This is a genomic window from Salinicola sp. MIT1003, assembly GCF_001858555.1.
GTDB lineage: Bacteria > Pseudomonadota > Gammaproteobacteria > Pseudomonadales > Halomonadaceae > Salinicola > Salinicola salarius.
On sequence record NZ_MCAP01000025.1, the window covers coordinates 1 to 21,983 of the forward strand.

The 21,983-nt window shown below is 61.9% G+C and carries 17 protein-coding genes and 1 pseudogene; 3 read left to right on the top strand and 15 right to left on the bottom strand.

The window, feature by feature from the left end:
- The 5 genes from BC443_RS11435 to BC443_RS11455 all read right to left on the bottom strand — a co-directional run.
- Positions 1 to 371, bottom strand: a 371-nt coding sequence (locus BC443_RS11435; protein ID WP_170835875.1) for a phosphoadenosine phosphosulfate reductase family protein, incomplete at its 3' end; no start/stop codon positions are given.
- 140 nt (positions 372 to 511) lie between these two features.
- Positions 512 to 1,354, bottom strand: coding sequence for a 3'(2'),5'-bisphosphate nucleotidase CysQ (cysQ, locus tag BC443_RS11440; RefSeq protein ID WP_071231975.1), 843 nt, complete (start codon positions 1,352 to 1,354; stop codon positions 512 to 514).
- A gap of 33 nt (positions 1,355 to 1,387) precedes the next feature.
- Complete coding sequence (locus BC443_RS11445; RefSeq protein WP_071231976.1) at positions 1,388 to 3,151, bottom strand: SLC13 family permease; 1,764 nt, start codon at positions 3,149 to 3,151, stop codon at positions 1,388 to 1,390.
- Positions 3,152 to 3,415: 264 nt separating this feature from the next.
- Positions 3,416 to 4,633 (bottom strand): phosphotransferase, encoded by a 1,218-nt coding sequence (locus BC443_RS11450; RefSeq protein WP_071231977.1) that lies wholly within the window; start codon positions 4,631 to 4,633, stop codon positions 3,416 to 3,418.
- A 490-nt stretch (positions 4,634 to 5,123) separates the two neighbouring features.
- Complete coding sequence (locus tag BC443_RS11455) at positions 5,124 to 6,122, bottom strand: tripartite tricarboxylate transporter substrate-binding protein (RefSeq protein WP_071231978.1); 999 nt, start codon at positions 6,120 to 6,122, stop codon at positions 5,124 to 5,126.
- Between the two features lie 177 nt (positions 6,123 to 6,299).
- Here BC443_RS11455 and BC443_RS11460 point away from each other — a divergent pair, with 177 nt between their 5' ends.
- Positions 6,300 to 6,983: a GntR family transcriptional regulator gene (locus BC443_RS11460; protein ID WP_071231979.1), complete on the top strand. Its 684-nt coding sequence runs from the start codon at positions 6,300 to 6,302 to the stop codon at positions 6,981 to 6,983.
- A gap of 73 nt (positions 6,984 to 7,056) precedes the next feature.
- Here BC443_RS11460 and tcuB read toward each other — a convergent pair whose 3' ends face one another.
- From tcuB to BC443_RS11510, 10 genes are all read right to left on the bottom strand, one after another.
- Positions 7,057 to 8,154, bottom strand: a complete 1,098-nt coding sequence (gene tcuB, locus BC443_RS11465) for a tricarballylate utilization 4Fe-4S protein TcuB (RefSeq protein ID WP_071231980.1) — start codon at positions 8,152 to 8,154, stop codon at positions 7,057 to 7,059.
- Complete coding sequence (gene tcuA, locus BC443_RS11470; protein ID WP_071231981.1) at positions 8,141 to 9,553, bottom strand: FAD-dependent tricarballylate dehydrogenase TcuA; 1,413 nt, start codon at positions 9,551 to 9,553, stop codon at positions 8,141 to 8,143. Before tcuA ends, tcuB begins: the two co-directional genes overlap by 14 nt.
- 164 nt (positions 9,554 to 9,717) lie before the next feature.
- Positions 9,718 to 11,316, bottom strand: a complete 1,599-nt coding sequence (locus tag BC443_RS11475; protein ID WP_071231982.1) for an isocitrate lyase — start codon at positions 11,314 to 11,316, stop codon at positions 9,718 to 9,720.
- 448 nt (positions 11,317 to 11,764) lie between these two features.
- Entirely contained in the window at positions 11,765 to 13,114 is a 1,350-nt protein-coding gene (locus tag BC443_RS11480; RefSeq protein ID WP_071231983.1) for an adenosylmethionine--8-amino-7-oxononanoate transaminase, read from the bottom strand.
- A gap of 67 nt (positions 13,115 to 13,181) precedes the next feature.
- Positions 13,182 to 13,871: a dethiobiotin synthase gene (gene bioD, locus BC443_RS11485; protein WP_071231984.1), complete on the bottom strand. Its 690-nt coding sequence runs from the start codon at positions 13,869 to 13,871 to the stop codon at positions 13,182 to 13,184.
- Positions 13,868 to 14,734, bottom strand: coding sequence for a methyltransferase domain-containing protein (locus BC443_RS11490; RefSeq protein WP_083387350.1), 867 nt, complete (start codon positions 14,732 to 14,734; stop codon positions 13,868 to 13,870). The genes bioD and BC443_RS11490 overlap by 4 nt, the downstream gene beginning before the upstream one ends.
- Positions 14,731 to 15,489: an alpha/beta fold hydrolase gene (locus BC443_RS11495; protein WP_071231985.1), complete on the bottom strand. Its 759-nt coding sequence runs from the start codon at positions 15,487 to 15,489 to the stop codon at positions 14,731 to 14,733. Before BC443_RS11495 ends, BC443_RS11490 begins: the two co-directional genes overlap by 4 nt.
- A complete protein-coding gene (gene bioF / locus BC443_RS11500) occupies positions 15,486 to 16,799 on the bottom strand; it encodes an 8-amino-7-oxononanoate synthase (protein ID WP_083387351.1) in 1,314 nt (437 codons plus the stop codon). Before bioF ends, BC443_RS11495 begins: the two co-directional genes overlap by 4 nt.
- Positions 16,796 to 17,881 (bottom strand): biotin synthase BioB, encoded by a 1,086-nt coding sequence (bioB, locus tag BC443_RS11505; protein WP_071231986.1) that lies wholly within the window; start codon positions 17,879 to 17,881, stop codon positions 16,796 to 16,798. Before bioB ends, bioF begins: the two co-directional genes overlap by 4 nt.
- A 163-nt stretch (positions 17,882 to 18,044) precedes the next feature.
- The gene (locus BC443_RS11510) at positions 18,045 to 19,544 is read right to left on the bottom strand and encodes an arylsulfotransferase family protein (protein ID WP_071231987.1); all 1,500 of its coding nucleotides are present in this window, start codon (positions 19,542 to 19,544) and stop codon (positions 18,045 to 18,047) included.
- Between the two features lie 1,523 nt (positions 19,545 to 21,067).
- Between BC443_RS11510 and BC443_RS18245 the strand changes: the two genes are divergently transcribed.
- A protein-coding gene (locus tag BC443_RS18245) for an IS5 family transposase (protein WP_139284296.1) occupies positions 21,068 to 21,870 on the top strand; the annotation gives its coding sequence in 2 pieces (ribosomal slippage) (positions 21,068 to 21,404 and positions 21,404 to 21,870; 804 coding nt in all).
- A gap of 9 nt (positions 21,871 to 21,879) precedes the next feature.
- Positions 21,880 to 21,951, top strand: a pseudogene (locus tag BC443_RS18610) (signal peptidase II); the annotation flags it as partial.
- Between the last annotated feature and the right edge of the window lie 32 nt (positions 21,952 to 21,983).

Genomic DNA, 21,983 nt, shown 5'->3' on the forward strand with positions numbered 1-21,983 from the left:
TGCTTGAGCGACTGGGTCTTCATGATGTCGGTGTACTTGGCGCTGCCGTGGTCGAACGGGTTGATGCCGGCGGCGCGGCCTTCCTCGTTGATATGCTCGATCAACTCCATCCCGACGTCCGCGGCCATCCGGTCGCGGAACCCGATCATTTCCTTGAACTTCCAGGTGGTGTTGACGTGCATCAGCGGGAACGGCGGCGGTCCGGGATAGAACGCCTTGCGTGCGAGGTGCAGCATCACCGAGGAGTCCTTGCCGATCGAATAGAGCATCACCGGGTTGCCGAACTCGGCGGCGACCTCGCGGATGATATGGATGGACTCGGCTTCGAGCTGCTTGAGATGCGTCTGGCGTTCGGGGGTCAGTTCGGTCATGGCATGTCCCTAGATTCGTTTGTCGAGAAGTCGCGGTAAGCTTCGGGCTTCGGGCTTCGGGCTTCGGGCTTCGGGCTTCGGGCTTCGCTAGCATGGACCCCCAATACTTCCGGCTCGTAATCCTTCTCGTGGCTCGCGGCTTACTGCTCGCGGCTCGATGCCCGTAGCTCGAAGCTGGCCCGAAGGGCCCCTTCCCAGCGAGAATCGCGCTGCCCACAGACGATAAAAAACGGGTTGAGGGTGCTTTCCTGCTGGTTGCAGCGAAGCGGCTCGAGCGTTTCGGCGTTCAGCACTGCGCCTCCGGCGGCGGTGACGACGGCCTGGGCGGCGGCGGTGTCCCATTCGCAGGTCGGGGCCAGGCGCGGGTAGAGATCGGCGGCGCCTTCGGCGACGAGACACAGCTTGAGCGAGCTGCCCATGGATACGCGTTCGTGAGCCGGCAACCGGGCGCAGAAGGCTTCGAACGATTCCGCACCATGGGAACGGCTGCCGACGATCAGCCAGGGCTGGTCGTCCGCAGCGGGCAGTTCCCGCACCCCGATCTGCCGCTCCCCTTCGGCGGTGATCTTGAATGCCCCCAGATCGGCATCGCCCCACCAGGTCGTTTCCAGTACCGGCGCATGGACGATCCCCAGCACGGGAACACCGTTCTCGACCAGGGCCACGTTGAGCGTGAACTCGCCGTTTTTCTTGATGAACTCCTTGGTGCCATCCAGCGGATCGATGAGCCAGTAGCGGGCCCATTGCCGCCGCGTCTCGTAGGTGATCTCTTCGCTCTCTTCGGAGAGTATCGGGATCTCTGGCGTCAAGCGTTCGAGCAGCTCGGTCAGCGCTCGATGGGAGGCCATGTCCGCCTGGGTGAGCGGACTGTCGTCGGCCTTGGTCTCGACGCTGAAATCCTGGGCGTAGATGTCCAGCACCCGTTCACCGGCGTCGACCACTCCTTCCAGCAGTTCTTGCCTCGTGGCTTCGTTGATCTTCATGGTGTCTCCGTAGATATCCCTGAGGCGATCAGGCTAGAAAGGCCAGATCAGCGGTATGAGCAGAATCGCGGTGGCACCCACCAGGGCGCTTACGGGAAAACCCAGCTTGAGATAGTCATGCATCTGGTAGCCGCCCGGCCCCATCACCATCAGGTTGGTCTGGTAGCCCAATGCGGTCATGAAACTGGCGGAGGCCGCGATGGTGATAGCGATCACGAACGGCATGAAGTCCACGCCCAGCTGCTGCGACACCGCCAGCCCGATGGGAAACATCAGTACCGCCGCGGCGTTGTTGGTGATCATCTCGGTGAACAGCACCGTCATCAGGTAGACGAACGCCAGCGCCAGCCAGGGCGAATCGATATGCCCGACCACCAGTTCGGCGATGGTCTGTGCAGCGCCGGATTGGGTCATCGCCGCGCCCAGGGAAAACGACGCAGCAATCACGATGAGAACGGATAGGTCGATGTAACGCCGCGCCTTGCCCATGGTCAGACAGCCGGTCATCAGCAGTGCCCCGGCTGCGAGAAAGGCGGCTTCCAGAATCGAGACCAGGTTGGTCGCGCTGAGTATGACCATCACGCCGAGGATGCCCAGCGAGAGCGGCGCTTTCTGAAAGTTCGGCGGTGTCGAGTCGTTGAGCTGGCTGACCAGCAGGAAATCCTTCCGGTAGCGATACTGTTCGACGAACTCCTGCCCCGTCTCCAGCAGCAGGGTATCGCCAACCTGGAGCTCGATATCCCCGACCTTGCCGTTCAGGCGCCGGCCATGGCGGGAGATCGAGAGAATGACGGCCTGGAACCGGGAGCGAAATCGCGACTCACGCACCGACCGCCCGATGCCGGTGAAATCCGGGCTGACCACCGCTTCGACCAGGCAGCGCCGATGCTGTGCCACCGGCAGCTTCTGCACATTACCGTTGGCGGGGCTCAGCCCGCGGACCTCACGCAGCTCCCGAGCGCACTCCGGCGCGCCGATGAAGACCAGCGTATCGCCATCCTGCAATCGGGTATCCGGCGGCACGGCCGTCAGCAATTGATCGTCTCGCTCGATATCGGCCAGATAGCCAAACTGCAGGTTACGCAGCCCGGCGTCCGCGATGGTCTTGCCTACCAACGGCCCCTTGGGCTCGACGATCACTTCGACGCTGTATTCGCGGATCTGGTCCAGTTGGGCGCTGGTGCCATCGCGCTGGGGCAGCAGCCACTTGCCGAAGATCAGGATGAACCCGCCGCCCACAAGGAGAATCGGCAGGCCGATCCAGGTCAGTTCGAACATGCCCAGCGAGATCCCCTGGCGGCTCTGCAGCAGGCCATCGACGACCAGGTTGGTGCTGGTGCCGATCAGGGTACAGGTGCCGCCGAGTATGGAGATATAGCTCAGCGGCAGCAGCAGCTTGGAAGGTGACAGACGCAGGCGATTGGACCAATCCTGAATGGCGGGGATGAACATCGCCACGACGGTGGTGTTGTTCATGAATGCGCTCAGGATCGAAGCGGGCAGCATCACCCGCCACTGCGCCCGGCGCAGGGTGGAGGGCTGGCCGAGAAGCAGCCCGGCGATCCACTTGATCGCGCCGGTTTCCTTCAATGCGGCAGCGACCACGTAAAGCGCCGCAATAGTCATTACACCGGTGTTGGCGAAGCCGGCAAGGGCCTCTTGCGGCGAGAGCACATCAGTAAAGATCAGAAACGCCATCGCGCCGACCAGAATGGCGTCCGGCGCGATTCTTGTAAAAACGAGCGTGCCCAATACGGCCACGACCGTCGCGATGCTCAACCAGGCATCAATGCCCATATTGATTCTTACCTTTGCCTTGATTGGTCTGCGTGAAGATTCGATGACTCGATACCGATCATGAATCAATTCGTCAGTGTCGAGTACCGACATCATGCCAGCACTGCATTGTATGGGGGGTATGTAAGGCGAACCAGCGCCCTTTCTCTACGAAACGTAAGGATGGCGTTAATCGTTAACTCGATTGCAGTGAAATACCGAACCAAAAAGTCTGGTTTAAAAGCCATTTTCATGCGCGTCACGCTCGGTTATAGGCAACGCCTTTCATCGACTCTGTGACATCATTTCCGGCTTGTGATTCGAACGCTCGGACAACTCGATAAAACGCCGACGTAGATAGGTGCCCTCTTCGGTGGCATGAAAACCGGGGCTGCGTTGCGCATGGGCAAAGTAGGTCAGGATCAGCCACCCCAGCCGGCACGCCCTGGAAGCTTGAGTCCCCCGGCCCATGCCGGCTTCCGGCGATTCATCGATCCAGCGCTCCGCCAGGGCCGGAGGGACACTCATCAGCAGCCGGGAAAGGTCGAATCCGACCGGCAGCCTGTCGGCGTGATCCCAGTCGATGAATACTGACCGACCCGTCCGCGATTCGATCAGTACGTTCTGGGGGTGAAGGTCGCCGTGGGAGAATACCCGCGGCAGCCGGTAAACGGCGCGGGCCATGCCCAGCAGTAGCCGTAGCTCCCGCCAGTGCTGCCGTTTCAGCGCGGCCAGGCAGACGCCGCTGATCAGCTTTCCGAACGCCCTTCTCCCGCGCCGGTCGCCTCCCATCCCGGTGACCCAGCGAACGGACGGCAACCGCAGGGCCGCGGCGAGCGTGTCGCGAAACGCCTGCTCGTTGTCACCGGTGAAGCCATCCAGTGCCTGGCCTTCGATATGCTCGACGACCAGGCTGGCGGTCTCTCCGTGGACGAGCACCGCTTCCAGCGACGGCGCGGCTATGCCGTTGGGTTCGACCACCCGGCGGTGAAGGCGTTCGAGCCAGAGCGCATTTCGAACCGGGCGCTGGACATGAACCACGCGACGCCCCGCCGGCGTGTCGATACAGAGTGCCGAAAGCTTGCCCCGGTGGCCGAACAAGGGCCGAAACGCGTTGATGGTCAGATGGGGCCGTAGCGGCTGCAGAAGAGGTCGAAAGGCGGGGAGTTCGGCGCTGCCCCGGGCAGTCAGAAAGCCATCCTCGGCGCCGGGTGGCATCACGACGGCCAGGCCGCCTCCCAACAGCTGGCCACTTTCCAGCGTTCTGACGCGAACGAGATCCCCGACCTGCAACGCGAGCGGCGCCAGGAAACCAACGTTGCCTTCACGCGTGATGCCCGCCTCGACCACATCGGGTCGCGCGTCCTGACACAACGCGCAGAACCGTTCTTCGCCGTTGACGGAGATGACGACGCTCTGGCAAGCACGCGACTGCCGGCCATCATCGGCAACATACCATCCCCTGACGACGCCCTGGCTGACTTCATCCACGAAACCTGGCATGCACGCTCCTTTGGCCGCGTGGCGACGCGAAGGCCTTGTTGTCGTTCAGCGTTGTCGTTCAGCGCCGCTCCCGGATCCTGCCGTCGTTCGAACGCCGCTATTCACGAGCGACCGTTCGAAGGCGATACGCTGGTCAAAACGATACGCTGGCCAAAACGATGGTACGACAACCGCCCCGCTGGCTTCGTAACGTGTTACTGCGGAAGGAAACGACTCGGCAACATTTCGAAGGCGAGGGAGCCGACCCATAGGCGTTAGTCAAATCGGGAAGGCCGAGGTTCTTCAATGCAGAACGTGGGGAGATATCGAGTACACGGCTTTATGGCTCTATGAACCAATATTCACGAGGAGAGGCTGGACGCCGGGAAAAAGGGAGCTACTAACGAGGGCAAAGCCGCCATGAGTGATCGGATTATTTGCGTTTGGAGTGCGGGGCCGAGACCTGCCCCGCATTCGGACGATGCCCATGAAAGGCGCCACCGTTTCGTCGTTATTCCTGAATCAACCCGACTTCACGGGAAACCTGGTTGAGTTTCGCGACCTGATCGTTCACGAAGGCATCGAAGTCCTTGCCATAGCGTTCAAACGGCACCAGGCCATTCTGCTTCATGATCTTGCGCCACTCATCCGTCTCGCTGGCCTGGCGCAGGGTAGACACCCACCATTCGTACTCGGCGTCGCTGACGCCCTTGGGCATATAGAAGCCGCGCCAGTTGGATGCTTCGACATCCAGCCCCAGCTCGGTCGAGGTCGGAATCTCGTCCAGGGGCGGTGCCAGCCGCTTGTCATTCAGCACGGCCAATGGCCGTAGATCGCCGGACTCGATGAAGCCTTGAGAGGACGACACCACGCCTACCAGGGCATCGATATGTCCACCGATGACCTGCGTGACCGCCGAACCACCGTTGTTGTAAGAGAGATACTTGATCTTGTTCAGGTTCTTGACGCCGGCCTCGTGCGCCGTCATCAGTATCTTGAGGTGATCCCATCCCCCCACCGCGCTGGCACCGGCGAAGGTGACCGACGCCGGATCTTCCTTCAGCGCCGCAAGCAGCTGGTCCAGTGATGTATAGGGGGAATCCTTCTTGACGGCGATGATCCCCGGATCGGCCCCGATGGCGCCCACCCAGCGCACCATGTCAGCCGTCATGCCCGGGAACTGCCCTTGGGCGAGCCGCGCAGTGGTGGCCGTGCTGGCAGCGGCGATGACTTTGGGGTCGTCACCTCGCTTGGTGATGATGTGCGCGAAGCCTACACCGCCTCCCGCACCCGGCATGTTCTTCGTCTGGACATTCACCTGATGATCGGTTGCCCCACCAATGATCTGTCCCAGGCTACGACAGGTGAAATCCCAACCGCCGCCTGGCCCTGCTGGCGCTATGCAATCCACGGTCCCGGTGATGTCGGCATCCTGGGCCGTCGCGGCTCCCGACAGCATCACGGTCAATGCGGCGATGGCATACGCTGACTTTCTCGTTCTGGAAAGCATGCTCGCTCCTGTTTTTTCTTATGAACAATTGAATAAATCATGGGATCGACCGGAAAGAATGCTAGCGTATACACGTGAATACATCAAACGCTCAGCCGTTTGGACAAGTCTCGAAAAATCAGGGGATTAGATTTACTGAACCGCTTTCTCTATCTAGACTTTGGACTAAGAAGCGGGATGCGTAGCGCACCATTGGGGGAAGACATGGCGGAAAATTTCTCGCGCAGCGAGCAGGCTTACCAAAAGATTCTGGAAGGCATCCGGGAAGGCACCTTGAAACCGGGAAGCCGAATCAAGGAATCCGATATTGCGGACTGGCTGAATTTCAGCCGTACGCCGGTGAGGGAAGCCCTGAAACGACTCGAAGCTTCCGGGCTGCTGGTCGTTGCGCCTTATAGCGGCATGCAGATAGCCAAGCTGGGTTATCAGGAAGTCATGGAGCTCTACTACATGCGTGAGGTGCTGGAGAGTTCCGCTGCCGGCCTGGCTGCCCGACACGCCAGTGATGCGGAGATCTATTCGTTGAACGAGATCATGGGCAAATACGAGGCCGCCAAATCTCCTGCCGAACAGGCGCGTCATAATCGCCTCTTCCATAACGGTATCTATCACGCCGCCCACAACCGGTACTTATTGAAGTCGCTCAATTCCCTGCGCGACTCCATGGCCCTGCTGGGCAAGACGACCTATGAGGTTCCCGGTCGTGCCGAAGCCGTGGTGAAAGAGCACCGGGCCATCCATGAATCCATCGCCAACCGGGATGTCGAGAAGGCACAGCAGGTAGCCGCACTGCATATTCGTGAAGCGCAGAAGGCAAGAATCCAGCTCATGGGCGATGAGCTGGACGACTATCAGCAATGAGCGCTCGGCGATGACAAGGCCGGAAAGGATCACGCTCGATTCCCACTCTGCGCGCCCTTCCCGGCCCCGTTTGTCATTTCTCGTTGTGGTATTTGAGCAATGCGCCCAGCCTGAAGAAAATGTGAATGAACTTGCTGAATGGCAGCGCGGCGAACAGCGCCGCGACCACGCCCAGATGCACGATCAACAGCACGCCCATCGCCGACGTATCGCGCAACGCGAGCAGAGCCAACCCCGTCAGACTGACCCAGAACAGCAAGCTCAGGAAGGCATAATCCATGCCCAGCACAGCCTTCCAGCTCGGGCCATCGTGCATGCGTAGCTTGACCCAGCTCAGCCCCGCCGTACCGATGATGATGCCCACGCCGCCGGCCGTTCCCAGAATCACTGGCAGGCTGGTCAGCGCATAGGGGGCGACCCAGCCGAACACGTAGTCGTAGATCGTCGCGACCGAAGTGGCGGCGAAACAGAGCAGGAAACCGTACATCATCAGGTGATGATAGCGGCGTCGACGGTTGCTGAAAGTGCTGTCTTCATCGTTGCAACCGCTGCCATCACTTCCCAGGTGCTTGAGCGTCATGGCGTCGTGCAGCGCGCTTCGCACTGCGGCACGATTAGTGAAATAGGAGGCCCGCCCGCCAATCGCTTTCCAGAAATTCCGCACCCCCAGGCCGATGGCGAGAATGTCGAACAGGAAGATGGCGCCGGCGATGCCAGCCATGATGCCGTGGGGAATGATGCGGTAGAACGCCCCCGGCCCTTGCTGAACGCTGAACAGGCTGCCGGCGTCGACATAGAGCAGCCCGCAAAGCATGACCAGCGAGAACGCCAGCGCGGTGATCATCGAGATCACGGTGCCGTTCTTGCGAAATACCTTTCCGAGCGCCTTCGGCCAGACATACTCCTCGTAGCTTTCCTGCCTGACCTTGGTCAGCGCTTGCGGCACGTTCATGTCGAAGACATGAGGCGTCGTGTACTGGCAGGCGTGATAGCAGCCCGTGCAGTTATGGCAGAGATTGGAGAGGTACTGGATGGTTTCCCGGTCGAAACTGCGACGGCTTTCGATCGCCGGAAATACGGCGCAGAAGCCTTCACAGTAGCGACACGAGTTGCATATCTCGATATTGCGGCGCGCGTCCTGCGTCACGTCCAGAATACTAATGGATTCCATTTGCCGCCTCCTGCCCTGCAGTGATACCGAACACGGTCCCTATCGCCATTCCGAATCCGGCCAGATAGCCCTGGCCCAGGATATTTCCTGCCATGATCTCTCCCGCGGCAAATATCGTATTCGAGGGCCCAGTCTCTTCGAAGATGACCTGTGCTTTCTCGGTGACCTTCACGCCCATGTAGGTGAAGGTAATGCCGGGCGCCAACGTGTAGCCGTAATAAGGTGGCGTATCGATCCTGCGCGCCCAGTTCGTCTTGTCGACGTCCAGGCCCGTGGTTCCGCAACCATCCAGAACGTCCTTGTCGAACGGAGTGTCACCGATGGCGGCATTGAACGCCGTGATCGTTTCGTTCAGTGCCGAGGGGTCCAGCTTGAGCTTCGTCGCCAGTGCTTCCACGGAATCCGCCTCCAGCGGCGGGAAGACCGACGGCATGAAGTCGTTGATCGCCTTGGAGTCGATGATCACGTAGCCCACCTGATCGGGCTGCTGGGCGATGAGCCGCCCCCAGATCGCGTACCGTTTCGGCCAGAAATCCTCGCCTTCGTCGTAGAATCGGCGGCAATACTTGTCGACCACGATGCCGAAGGAGACGCAGTCCAGACGCGTGACGATGCCACCGTCATACTTCGGCGCTCGCCCGTCGATGGCGACGGCATGGCACTGGTCGGGTTCCCCGATGATGCTGGCGCGATGACGCATGAACTCCTTGATCATCAGGCCCTGGTTGAACTGCGTGCCCCGGATGAGGAAATTGCGCGCGCTCGGCCCCCAGGCTTCCTCCAACCACTCCAGGTTCGACTCGAACCCGCCCGAGGCCACGACCAGCCGCTTGGCGTGGACCTCGTGACGTATCCCCTTGCAGAGCACCACGGCGGACTTGAACTCACCCGCTTCTATATCGAGCTCGATTGCCTGGGCGTCATAGACGATCCGTACGCCCTTGCGCTCGGCGGTGTTGTAATAGGCATTGACCAGCGCCTTGCCGCCGCCAAGAAAGAAGGCGTTGGTGCGGGACAGGCTGAGCGTCCCGCCCAGGGACGGCTGAAACCGGACACCGTTGGCCGTCATCCAGTCGTAGGCGTCGTAGGACCCCCGAATCGTCATCCGCGCCAGGTCCGGATCGGTCTTGCCGGCGGTGACTCGCATCAGGTCCTCGAAATACTCCTCTTCCGTATAGTCGCCAGCGAGGATGCCTTTCGGCCCTTCGTGCATGCAGCGGAAGTTACGCGTGTGCTGGCTGTTGCCGCCACGAAGCGATTTCGGAGCATGCTCGACCATGAGCACGTTGCACCCGGCATCCGCCGCGGAAATCGCCGCACACAACGCTGCGTTGCCGCCTCCGATCACCAGCACATCGGAAAACAGCGCGTCTCCCGTCTTGTAATCCTTTCGATCCATAGTCTCTCGCCATCCCGAATACTATTGAGTACAAGCGTATACAATTAGGATCGGCAAAACAATATGGCGTGGCTCGCCCTCGTATGGGCTCGGATCGATGCCGCTGAATATATCCGGAATAGAAAGAAGCGCGCCGGCCGGAGGGGCCGGCCCGCGCCAGGACGTCAACCAAACTGATTCATGGTGTTGAGCCCGCCGCCGGCCTTGAGCGCGGCCGCGCCGGAGAAGTACTCCTTGTGGTCGTCACCGATGTTGGAGCCGGCCATGTCCTGGTGCTTGACCGTGGCCAGCCCGCGCCGAATTTCGCGGCGCTGCACGCCGGCAACGTAGGCCAGCATGCCGGCGTCACCGAAGTAGCCCTCGGCGAGCTCGTCGGTGGAGAGCGCCGCCGTATGGTAAGTCGGCAGGGTGATCAGGTGGTGGAACACCCCGGCTTCGCGGGCGGCGTCGCGCTGGAATGTCTGGATCCGGCGGTCTGCCTCCTGCGCCAGCTCGGAGTCGTCGTACGCCGCGCTCATCAGTTGGCTGCGTTCGATACCGGAGAGATCCCGCCCTTCCGCTTCCCACCGGTCGTAGACTTGCTGGCGGAAGTTGAGCGTCCAGTTGAACGAGGGCGAGTTGTTGTAGACCAGCTTGGCGTTCGGCACGACTTCGCGAATGCGCTCGACCATGCCGGCGATCTGGCCGATGTGGGGCTTCTCGGTCTCGATCCACAGCAGGTCCGCGCCATTCTGCAGGGCATTGACGCAGTCCAGCACGACCCGGTCCTCGCCGGTGTCCGGGCGGAAGCGGTAGAGACCGTTGGCGAGCCGCAGCGGTTTGCGCAGGTCGCCATCGAGCTTGATGAGGGTGTCGCCCTCGTTGATGTCCTTCACCGCGCAGATCGGCACGGTACAGAGGAAGCTGTTGTACCGGGAGGCGAGATCGCCCGGCTCCTTGCTGACCGGCAGCTTCTGCGTCAGACCGGCGCCCAGCGAATCGGTACGCGCGACGATCACCCCCTCGTCCACCCCGAGTTCCAGGAATGCGTGACGAACGGCGTTGATCTTCGCCACGAAATCCTCGTGGGGAACGGTGACCTTGCCATCCTGGTGACCGCACTGCTTGGCGTCCGATACCTGGTTCTCCAACTGGATACAGCAGGCGCCCGCCTCGATCATCTTCTTCGCCAGCAGGTAGGTGGCTTCTTCGTTGCCGAATCCGGCATCGATGTCGGCAATGATCGGCACGATGTGCGTTTCGAAGTTGTCGATTCTGTCGATCACGCTGCGTGCCATCACTTCGTTGCCCTGCTTTCTGACGCTATCCAGTTCCCGAAACAGGGTCGTCATCTCCCTGGCATCTGCCTGGCGCAGAAAGGTGTAGAGCTCTTCGATCAGGGCCGGAACGGAGGTCTTTTCATGCATCGACTGATCGGGAAGCGGGCCGAACTCGGAGCGCATGGCAGCGATCATCCAGCCGGAAAGGTACAGATATCGCCCCTGAGTCGTGCCGTGGTGCTTCTTGATCGAAATCAGCTTCTGCTGGCCGATGAAGCCATGCCAGCAGCCGAGCGACTGGGTGTAGCGTGACGGGTCTTCATCGTAAGTCTGCATGTCGCGACGCATGATGGAGGCCGTGTAACGGGCGATATCGAGTCCGGTTCGGAAGCGATTATGCGCTCGCATCCGGGCCACGTTCTCAGGGTTGATATTGCCCCATCTGCCGTTCTGCTCCAGGCACAATCGGTTTATCGAATCGATATCGCGCTGATAAAGAGACATGACGATCTCCACAGGTCGGGATTGAGGAATGTCTGGAAGCCACGGTGTCTCGTGTTTCGATTTCACGGGTCAAAACGAGCGTTTTAACGCCATCGACGAGAAGATATGACCTCCTTGGCGAATCCACTATGTGAGAAATCGAGGCATGGCAACAATCAGCACTTAGCCGCCAGCACGGTAAGACTTCTACCCGGAATCGTGCTTTTCGACGCGTCCTGTAGTCATGTATGACGTATGACGGTAACGGTTCCAGCGCGCGTTAATCGTTCGCCGGAAAATCAGTCATCCTGCAGCGTAATCGACCGGACCACGAAAACACTTACCAATTCATCATCTTGAGAATGACGGAGTCTGGTACTGGCATCGATGCGAGGCTGGCCGGACACCGACTGGCAGCCCTACCTCTATTCGACTTTCGTCGACAGGAAGATAGCGGAATTTCACATTTTTAATCGGCCGTTGCCTGCTCCAGCCCTTCCCGCGTCACCGTTGCGACCCGTTCCAGTTCTCCCGGGGTGATCACGTAAGGCGGCATCCAGTAGATCACGTTGCCCAGTGGCCGCAGCATCACGCCGCGTGACAGCGCGTGCCGATAGACGCGCAACCCGCGACGCTCGCGAAAGTCGTAGGGCGTCAGGCTGGCCTTGTCCGCCACCATCTCGATCGCGAGCACCATGCCGGTCTGGCGCACGTCACCAACGTGAGGGTGCTCTCGCAGCGGCTCGGCGAGGCGTCCCATCAGCGCCGCCTTGTCGCGGTTGGCGGCGATCACGTCGTCCTGCTCGAAGATATCCAGCGTCGCCAGGGCGGCGGCGCAGGCCAGCGGATTGCCGGTGTAGCTGTGGGAGTGCAGGAAGGCTCTCAGCGTCGAGTAGTCGTCGTAGAACGCGGCGTAGACCTCGTCGGTGGTCATCACCACCGACAGCGGCAGGTAGCCGCCGGTCAGCGCCTTGGAGAGGCACAGGAAATCCGGGCGCACGCCGGCCTGCTCGCTGGCGAACAGCGTCCCGGTGCGGCCGAATCCGACGGCAATCTCGTCGAAGATCAACTGGACGCCGTGACGATCGCAGGCCTCGCGCAGCCAGGTCAGGTATTCCGGCGGGTACATGCGCATGCCGCCGGCACACTGGATCAGGGGTTCGACGATGACCGCCGCCAGCTCGTGGGCATGACGCGCCAGCGCCGCTTCCATGTGCGCGAAGGCACCCTTCGCCTGCTCGACCCACTGCTCTCGCGGCAGGCCGAAGCCGTCCGGTGCCGGCACCTTGATCACGTCCAGCAGCAACGAGCGGTAGGTGTCGGTATAAAGCGCCACGTCGCCGACCGATAGCGCGCCCAGCGTCTCGCCGTGGTAGCCGTTGGTGATGGTCAGGAAGCGCCGCTTTTCGGGACGACCGACGTTGCGCCAGTAGTGGTAGCTCATCTTGAGCGCGATCTCGACGGCGGAGGAGCCGTTATCGGCGTAGAAGCAGTGCCCCAGCCCGGCGGGCGCCAGTTGACCCAGCCGTTCGGAGAGCTCGATCACCGGCTGGTGGGTGAATCCCGACAGGATCACGTGCTCGAGTTCGTCGAGCTGCTGCTTGATGCGCGCGTTGATGCGCTCGTTGGCGTGCCCGAACACGTTGACCCACCAGGAACTGACGATATCGAGATAGCGCTGGCCTTCGAAATCCTCCAGCCACACGCCCTTGCCGCGACGGATCGGTACGACGGGAAGCGTTTCGTGGTCCTTCATCTGGGTACACGGGTGCCACAGGCTGGCCAGGTCACGCTGCATCCATTGACTATTGCGGGTCATTCGACGGGTTCCCTTGGAGGGTGTTTATAACGGCTTTTGCAAAGGCCTTTACAACGGCTTTTGGCGTTTACAAAAGAGGATCGATATCCAGAAAGTCCGCCACGCGTTCGGCGGATGGCGACGGCAGCCAGGGCACGACGCCGAGGCATGGAACGCCGCCCTGCTCGCCCAGCCATCCGGCGAGGGCATCCAGGTTCTGCCGGCGGCGTGGCAGGTCGGGGGCGATGCCGTTGGCGACCCACCCCGCCACCGTCAGGCCGTCGCCACGAATCGCCTCCAGCGTCAGCCGGGCATGATTGATGGCACCGAGCTGCACGCCGACCACCAATACGACGGGCAGGGCGAGCGCGATCGCGAGGTCCGACAGCGACTCCCGCTCGTTGAGCGGTACGCGCCAGCCGCCGGCCCCCTCGATCAGGGTAAGATCGGCATCCCGCGCCAGCAGCCTCTGCATGGAGCGCTCGAGAGACGCCAGCGTCAGCGGGATGCCCGCTTCGCCAGCGGCGATGTGCGGGGCGATGGCCGGCTCGAAGGCGAACGGGTTGATCGCATCGTAGGGCAACGCGGGATGGCACTGGGCCTGAATGGCGAGCGCATCGGCGTTGCGCAACCCGAGCGGGGTTCGCTCGCAGCCGGAGGCCACCGGCTTGCCGCCCGCCACGGTCAGTCCGCGGCGCCTGGCCGCGAGCAGCAGCCCTGCGGTAATCACGGTCTTGCCGGCATCGGTGTCGGTGCCGGTCACGAAGCAGGCCGTCATCTCCCCTCCCTCTCACTGCGCTGCAGCAATACCGTGGCGACCCGATAGCGGGTCGGAATGCCCTCGGCTTCCCGCCAGGTTTCCAGCCTCCGACCCAGCTCGACGATACGGCGTCGCCCCGCCAGCCCGCCATGATCGGCAGCCGGATCGGTCAGCGTGCTGGCGCCGATCCGCTTCAATGCCCGCAGCGCGTCGATCGGTGTGGCGTGATGCGTCTTGCGCGTCGCCAGATCCAGCTCGTGCAGCTGCCAGTCAGGCGCCTCGAGGAGCTCCGTCAGGCGCGCTTCGGGCAGGAAGGCGTTGCCGAGGGGTGTGCCATCGAGTCGCTGCCCCGCCGCACGCAGTTCCGCCAGCGTTCCTTCGCACAGCGTGGTGAAGGCGAGCCAGCCGCCGGGGCGCAGCACGCGGCCGGCCTCGGCCAGGAATGCTTCCAGCGACTCGCACCACTGCACCGCCAGACTGGAAACCAGCAGGCCGGCGCTGTCATCGGCCAATGGCAGTCGCTCCGCGCTGCCGACGAGCCACTGGATTGGCCGCGCGGCGTGGCGACGGCGCGCTGCCTGCAACATGCCGGGCGCGATATCCAGCCCGATCGCGAGCCCGGCGTGACGTCCGGCCAGGCGGGAGATCAGATATCCCGTACCGCAACCGATATCGACGACGGTCCGCAAGCGCCCGAGCGCCGGCAGCCGCGCCAGCAGATGATCGGCCACCTCGCGCTGCAACTCGGCGCCGTCGTCGTAGGCGTGCGCGGCACGGGAAAAGCCGTCGGCGATCCGTCGCAGCCGGCACCGCGACGCCGGCGCCTCCGCGACCACGCCGGCTGGCGCGGCGTGCCGTTCGACGCGATCCAGGCCGTTCATGGCGCCGCCTCTTGTCGCGAGCCATCGGACGAGAGCAGGAAGTCCGCCATGAGCGCGGCGGTCCGTTCGGCCTGTTCCAGCGGGAAGGCGTGGCCGGCATGCGCGATCGACGCCGTACGTCCTCCCTCGGGCAGCCGTTCGGCGATGGCCTGGCGTGCCGCCGCCGGCACCAGGGCATCGCTATCGCCGAAGAGATGCAGTTGCGGGATCTTCAGCGTGCCCGGCACGTCGCGCAGATCCAGCGCGGATAACACTTCCAGCCCGGCCAGGGCGTGATCCAGCGGCGTCGACGCCAGCGCCGCCACCAGCTCGCGCCCCAGCCGGCGGGTATCCTGTCCGCCCTGCGCGCTCAACTGCGCGAATCGCCGAAGCGTACGCGTGGGGGAAGCCTGCAACCCACGCTGGAAGTCCTTCAGGGCTCCCCCGCTCAGCGCCGTCGGCCAGCCCGGACGGGCAACGAAACTGGCGTTGGCCCCCAGCGTGATCAACCCCCGTGCGCGACGCCCGCGCCACTGCGCCAGCGACGTGGCGAGCATGCCGCCGAGTGACCAGCCGACTAGCCAGGCATCCTGGGGCAGCTCATGATCGAGCGCCGCGACCCAGCTTTCGGGCCGGTGACTGGTCAATGCGGGATAGTTGATGCACTCGACCCGGTAGCACGGGGGCAGCCGCCGACGCAGGGCGTCGGCCAACGGCGCCAGCGGTGCGGGCCCGAGCGCCCAGCCCGGCAGCAACAGCAGTGTCTGCTCGTTCATGTCGATGCCTCTCTGGTCGACGTTCCCTCCGTCAATGTCTCCCTTGCCGACCACAGCCGACGGGAGGTATCGAACAGCACGCTGATCAACCGGTCGACTTCCTCGAGTGTATGAGCCGCCGAGAGCGTGAAGCGCAGTCGCGATGTGCCGGCCGGTACGGTGGGCGGGCGGATGGCACTGCACCAGATGCCGGCGCGCTCGAGTGCCGCCGCCAGGGCGAGCGCCGCGGCTTCGTTGTCGCCCTGCCCGCCGCTGCCCGGCACACTCCAGCTCGGCCCGACGATCAGTGGCTGAATGGGCGTGGTGGAAGGCGCCAGACGCAGATCCAGCTCGGCGAGGCCGGCCGCCTCGTGGCGGAAGCGCTCGATCAACGCGGAAAGATGGGCCCGCCGCTCCGGCTCGTCGCGGACGATGTCCAGACTGGTCAGCGTGGCCCACGCCAGCGCCGGGGAGAGACTGGTGGTGTAGATGTAGGGGCGGGCGAACTGGATCAGCGCCTCGATCAAGGTCTCGCTGCCGGCGACGAACGCGCCCTGGGTGCCGAGCGCCTTGCCCAGCGTCCCGACGCTGGCGGCAATCCTGCCCGGCTCGAGGCTCTGTGCCTGCCACGTGCCGCCGCCATCCGCGCCCAGCACGCCGAGGCCGTGAGCATCGTCGACCATCAACCAGGCGCGGTGGCGCTCGCATCGTGCCGCCAGGGCGGGCAGATCGGCGACATCGCCATCCATGCTGAAGACGCCATCGGTGACGACCAGAGTTCGCCGCGCAGTATCGAGAGAGGACAGCCGCTCGCCGCAATCGACGACATCTCGATGGGCGAATCGCACCAGGCTGGCGCCGGCCAGCCGGGTCGCGTCCAGCAACGAGGCGTGATTGAGCCGGTCGTGGAGTGCCACATCGCCCCGCCCGAGCAGCGTCGAGATGACGCCCAGATTGGCCTGGTAGCCGCTGGAGAACAGCAGCGCCCGAGGCTGCCCCGTCAGCGCGGCCAGTCGCGCTTCGAGAAATTCATGGGCATCGCTGTGGCCGCAGACCAGGTGCGATGCCCCGCCGCCGGTGCCGAAACGCCGGGCGCCTTCGGCCAGCGCCTCCGCCAGCCGGGGATCGCCGGCCAGCCCCAGGTAGTCGTTGCTGCAGAACGTCAGGTAGCGCTGTCCTTGGCGCAGGAAGTGCGGCCCCTTCCCGGCCGTCGTGCTTCTGCGGCGATAACGCTGGAGCGCGTGCTGACGTGCCAGGCGCGCCGCCAGCACGCGCTTCAGCGAATCGTCCCGTGCATCGCCCTGCTCAACGTACTGTGACGCTGCCGTCATGCGCGGACCCGGGCCGTGGACGAGGCGTTAGCATCCGTGACCATCGCATCCAGCCGAGCCCTTGTCATGCGCTCCTGAATGGCCGCTTCGTGGGCGGCGTCATCGACGTCTTCGCGCTGCTCGGGGTGCAGGCCGAGGCGCTCGAAAAGCCGTTGATCACGGGTCGCCTGGGGGTTCTGCGCGGTCAGCAGGCGCTCGCCGTAGAAGATCGAGTTGGCCCCGGCGAAGAATGCCAGCGCCTGGGTCTCGTCGCTCATCAGCTCGCGCCCGGCGGCCAGACGCACGTGGGAGCGCGGCATCAGGATGCGCGCCACGGCAATGGTGCGAATGAACTCGATGGGGTCGAGATCCTCGACATGCTCGAGCGGCGTGCCCTGGATCCGGATCAACATGTTGATCGGCACGCTCTCGGGGTGTTCAGGCAGGTTGGCCAGTTGCTGCAGCAGCCCCGCCCGGTCGTTGACGCTCTCGCCCATGCCGAGGATGCCGCCACTGCAGATCTTCATGCCGGACTGACGGACGTGGTCCAGGGTCTCCAGACGATTGGCGTAGGTGCGGGTGGTGATGATCTCGCCGTAGTACTCCGGCGAGGTATCCAGGTTGTGGTTGTAGTAATCGAGCCCGGCTTCCTTCAGTTGCTCGGCCTGCTCCCGACTCAGCATGCCCAGTGTCATGCAGGTTTCGAGCCCCATCGCCCGCACGCCGCGCACCATTTCCAGCACCAGCGGCATGTCTTTCGCGCTCGGATGCTTCCACGCCGCGCCCATGCAGAAACGGCTGGCGCCGACTGCCCTGGCCTTGCGCGCCTCTTCCAGCACCGCTTCGACCTGCAACAGCTTCTCGCGCTCGAGCCCGGTGTTGTAGTGACCGGATTGCGGACAGTACTTGCAGTCTTCCGGGCAGGCGCCGGTCTTGATCGAGAGCAGCGTGGAGATCTGTACCGCGTTGGGATCGAAATGCTGGCGATGCACGCCTTGCGCCTGGAACAGCAGATCGTTGAACGGGCGTTCCAGCAGCGCCTGGATCTCTTCGCGCTGCCAGTCATGACGCAGGGAGACATTCCCGGTTCGAGAGGAGGTCATTGCCATGCCAGTGGTCAACCTTTTCTATTAATAAAGTTGACTGAATGGTGCCACGGCAACCTGTTAACTTCAAACAATCAGAGAGGTTAACTAAAGCCGCCATGCCGATGACGACATGGCGGCGGGAACGTCTCAATCTTCCGGATTGCGAGACAGCGAGTATTCAGAACGCCCTCCGGCTAGGGGCGGTAGTTCGAACCGGGGGAGCGCTTCCGCCGTCTTTGCCGTCTTCGATGCTGTCGGATGAATGGGATGGCTCGGATGTATCGGGCAAGCCGGACGAACCCGTGTCATCCAGATCGAGAGATTGCCTGAAACCGTCATCGAACTGGCCGGGGTCGAGCCGCTGCGACCATCCGATGATCGGAATCATGTCGCCATCAGGCCCGCCACGCGTCGGTACGAGATACTCCCAGGCAATTTCCCCCTCGCGTGTCACTTCGACCAGGCGGCCGCCATCCGATTCGCTGATCAAGGTGTTGCCGTTGTCCAGCCGGTGCTGGTCGCCGCGGATCTCGCTCTCCAGCGGGTGCTCCGCGGTGCCGGCATATTGCCAGGTGATCTGCAGGGTACGCGGGTCGAATTCCAGAATTCGGGATTCGCCTTCCGGCGTGTGGTAATGACCGCGATTGTCGAACATCACGATATCGCCGTTGGGCAGCACGTCCGGATCGTGCTGCCGAATCCACGGCCCCCGCGTCGCCCAGGTGATCTTGCCCGAGCGCGGATCGAAGACGGCAATCGAGCTGGTCTCGCGGAAAGAGAGCAGCAGATCGCCCTCGTTACCGAACGGGAAGTTGCGGGCTTTGTCGGCTGTCAGGTAGTCGACGGCATTAGCGTGGATAGGGTCGTTGAGCATGATGCCCGGCACGTTGTCCAGCAGCTCGCTGAACGGCGAGTCATGCAGGGCCGGCAATAGTCGGGTCCGTTGGAGCTCCTCGCCCTCCGGCGACAGCACCACGAGCGAATCCTCGAGCCGCGGCGGCTCGAGGTAGTCCAGCTCTTCGATCTCGTCGTCGAAGATGCCATGGATCAGCGCGTAGATTCTGCCGTCCGGCGCGACGGCAAACTGATGGTGAGCGCGGCCGGCATAGCGCCAGATCACGTTGGAATCCTTGTCCAGCTTGACCAGCCCGTAGCCGTAAGGCGTGTCGCCGTTGCCTTCGTAGAGCGCGATCAGGTCGCCGTTGGGCTGCACCTGGGCGTTGCGGAAGTGAATGAACTCGTCGGGACGCGGATTGGGCACGCCCTCTCCGTCCAGCCACGCCTCGCTGTATGGCTTGCGCCATTCGTGAACCACCTTGCCGTTCATGTCGACGAGATAGGCGGCCGGCTCGGTGCCGGTGGTGTAGAGCGTCAGCCCGTTGCGAGCGAGTTGGGGGTCGTACTGGGTGACCCCCTTGGCTTCGGTGCGCTGCGTGCGCCAGATATCACCCTTATAGATGTCGCTGTAATCGGTAGCCTGAAGGTAGAGCGCCTGCCCGGCCTGATAGGCATGCTGTATCTGCGGCCCAGGGAAAATTTCAGTGACGACCGAAAAGGCGCCGATCACAAACACCAGCACCAGTGCGGCGAGTATCGACAGCGTCTTGAAGACCTTGTCGGTAACAGAATCGGCATCCTGCCGGTCAGGGCTTTGCCTGGGCGTCTTCGATGGCTCCATGTTTCCACCATTCCGTGCGGCTTGCGAACAAGAGATGGCAACCCAGTGCTTGGCGACCGGGCCGCGATGTCGCTTAGAGCGACATTCTGGAATGGGGGTTCAGCGAGATGTGTTGTCTTAATGTTGTCTATTGGCGCCGTTTACGTAACACATCGGCACGGACCCATCATCGTCGTGGTGACGGTATCAACCGGCAGCGACATCGGAACCTGAGGGTTACGAAGGCAAGGCAAACAGGGAGAGATACGGGCTAGAGAACCAGCGAACTGGAAAAGCGAGAAGGGATGACAACAACATTGGCTCCCCGAACAGGACTCGAACCTGTGACCCAATGATTAACAGTCAGTTGGACTACTTGATTCGGAAAAATCCATTAATTTCAGCCGCTTAAGAAAAAACATGCCCGATATGATGTGCTGGCTTTTTGCCTACCGCACCTGCACTACATTGGCATGCATGATCTTGGATTCCGAGATCATCATTGTCAAGCTGGCCGTAGCGAAAATGAGCGGCCGCCTCTTGGCCGCCCATCGCTCACATAAAATTTAGGGGCATCGACGTTGATTCAGCGCCTTCCTCATGGAGTCAACGCTAGGATGAACGTATTCCATGGTTGTGCGCATACTTGAGTGGTCGAGGATCATTTGGGTGACTCGGATGTTACGATCAGGATCTTCCATGAGATCGGTCCCCAGGGTATGCCTAAATCTATGAGGCGTGACCCGCGTACCACAGAATCCCGACAGCCTCTTAAAGAAGTGTTCGACTTGATTTATGTCCATCTCCATGCGGCGATGTCTACGTGAAAAGCGGTTCACATTAAATAGCTGATCTTCACGTTTGAAACCTTCACGATGAGCCGCAAGCATCAGTTTTGCAATGTAAGGATACAACCCATCTGCGATTGGCACCACGGACTCAGAATAGGTTTTGGATCCCTCAAACGAAGTTACCAGGATCATTCTTTTAAGATCAACGTCCTTAGCCTTAATATGTAGCAACTGATTTAGCCTAATACCTGTAAAATAGAAGGTCTCAATTACTGTCTCCCAAAACCATGCTGGATAGAGCTTCGACGGGTCATCTTGCGCGGTTTCAAATCTACGACATACGTCCATGACCTCACGTACATACCTTACTGCAAGCGGCTGCAAGGTTTTTTTCGGTTTTCGGGGCTCCCTGACACGCACTCCATTGAATGGATTCTCTTCAACCGTTATGAGTCTATGCTTGATACCAAAATTGTATAGCGCAGCCAGATGCCTCACATAATTATTCCAGCTTACTTCGACGATGCCTTTCGGGTTATCTTTTGAGCGAAGGACCCTCTTTCGCCACGCGCACACACTCTCACAGGATATCATGCTAGGGAACGCATCTTTGCCGAAATATCTACGCGCCGCCCTGACTGCAGCAGCGTAGCTATCAACCGATTTAGGCTGCAGATGTGTGTCGGCGCAATACCGACTAAGAGTACGTTTCAAAACCTTGAAGAGAGGCTTACTCGCTCATAGCCTGAGAGCATGACTTCGAAGATTGTTTCCGACGAGTTATGGATCATCGTTGAACCCCTGTTGCCCGAGCCCAGAACGGGGGCTCGCGGCGGCAGGCCACCGATATCCAACCGCGCCGCCCTGACCGGCATTATCTTCGTACTGCGTTCGGGCATCCCGTGGCGCATGCTGCCGCTGGAAATGGGCTGCGGCTCGGGCGTGACCTGCTGGCGTCGATTGCGGGATTGGCAGCAGGCCGGTGTATGGGAGCGCCTGCATCAGGCACTCCTGCAACAGCTGCATGACGCCGATCGCCTCGACTGGTCACGAGCCTGCATGGACAGCGCCACCCTGTCAGCCAAAAAGGGGGATCGGCCATCGGCCCCAACCCAACGGATCGGGGCCGACCGGGCACCAAACGACACCTGCTGACGGATCGTCGGGGCACGCCTCTGGCGGTTCTGCTGTCGGGTGCCAACATGAATGACAGTGTGCCCCTGGCCGCGCTGCTCGATCATGTTTCCCCGGTTCAGGGGCGACGAGGCCGCCCGCGTCATCGCCCTCGCAAGCTGCACGCTGACAAGGCGTATGATCATCGTCGTTGTCGGCGATCGTGTCGCAGGCGTGGCATTCGCCCACGCATCGCCCGGCGAGGCGTGGAAGACAGCCGACGGCTCGGGCGCCATCGCTGGGTGGTCGAGCGTACCTTCTCATGGTTGAGCGGCTTCAGGCGGCTGGTCACAAGATATGAGCGCCGAGTCGATATCCACTATGCGTTGACCCTGATCGGATGCTCGCTGATCTGCTTTAATCGACTGCAGAACAGGTTTTGAAACGTGCTCTTACTTTTCGTTTCCAGCAGCTTGTTGGGTAAAAAAGCAAACACCAATGCCGAGCCGGATGGATCTGACTGACACCTACGCCTATACAACACCATGACCGAACG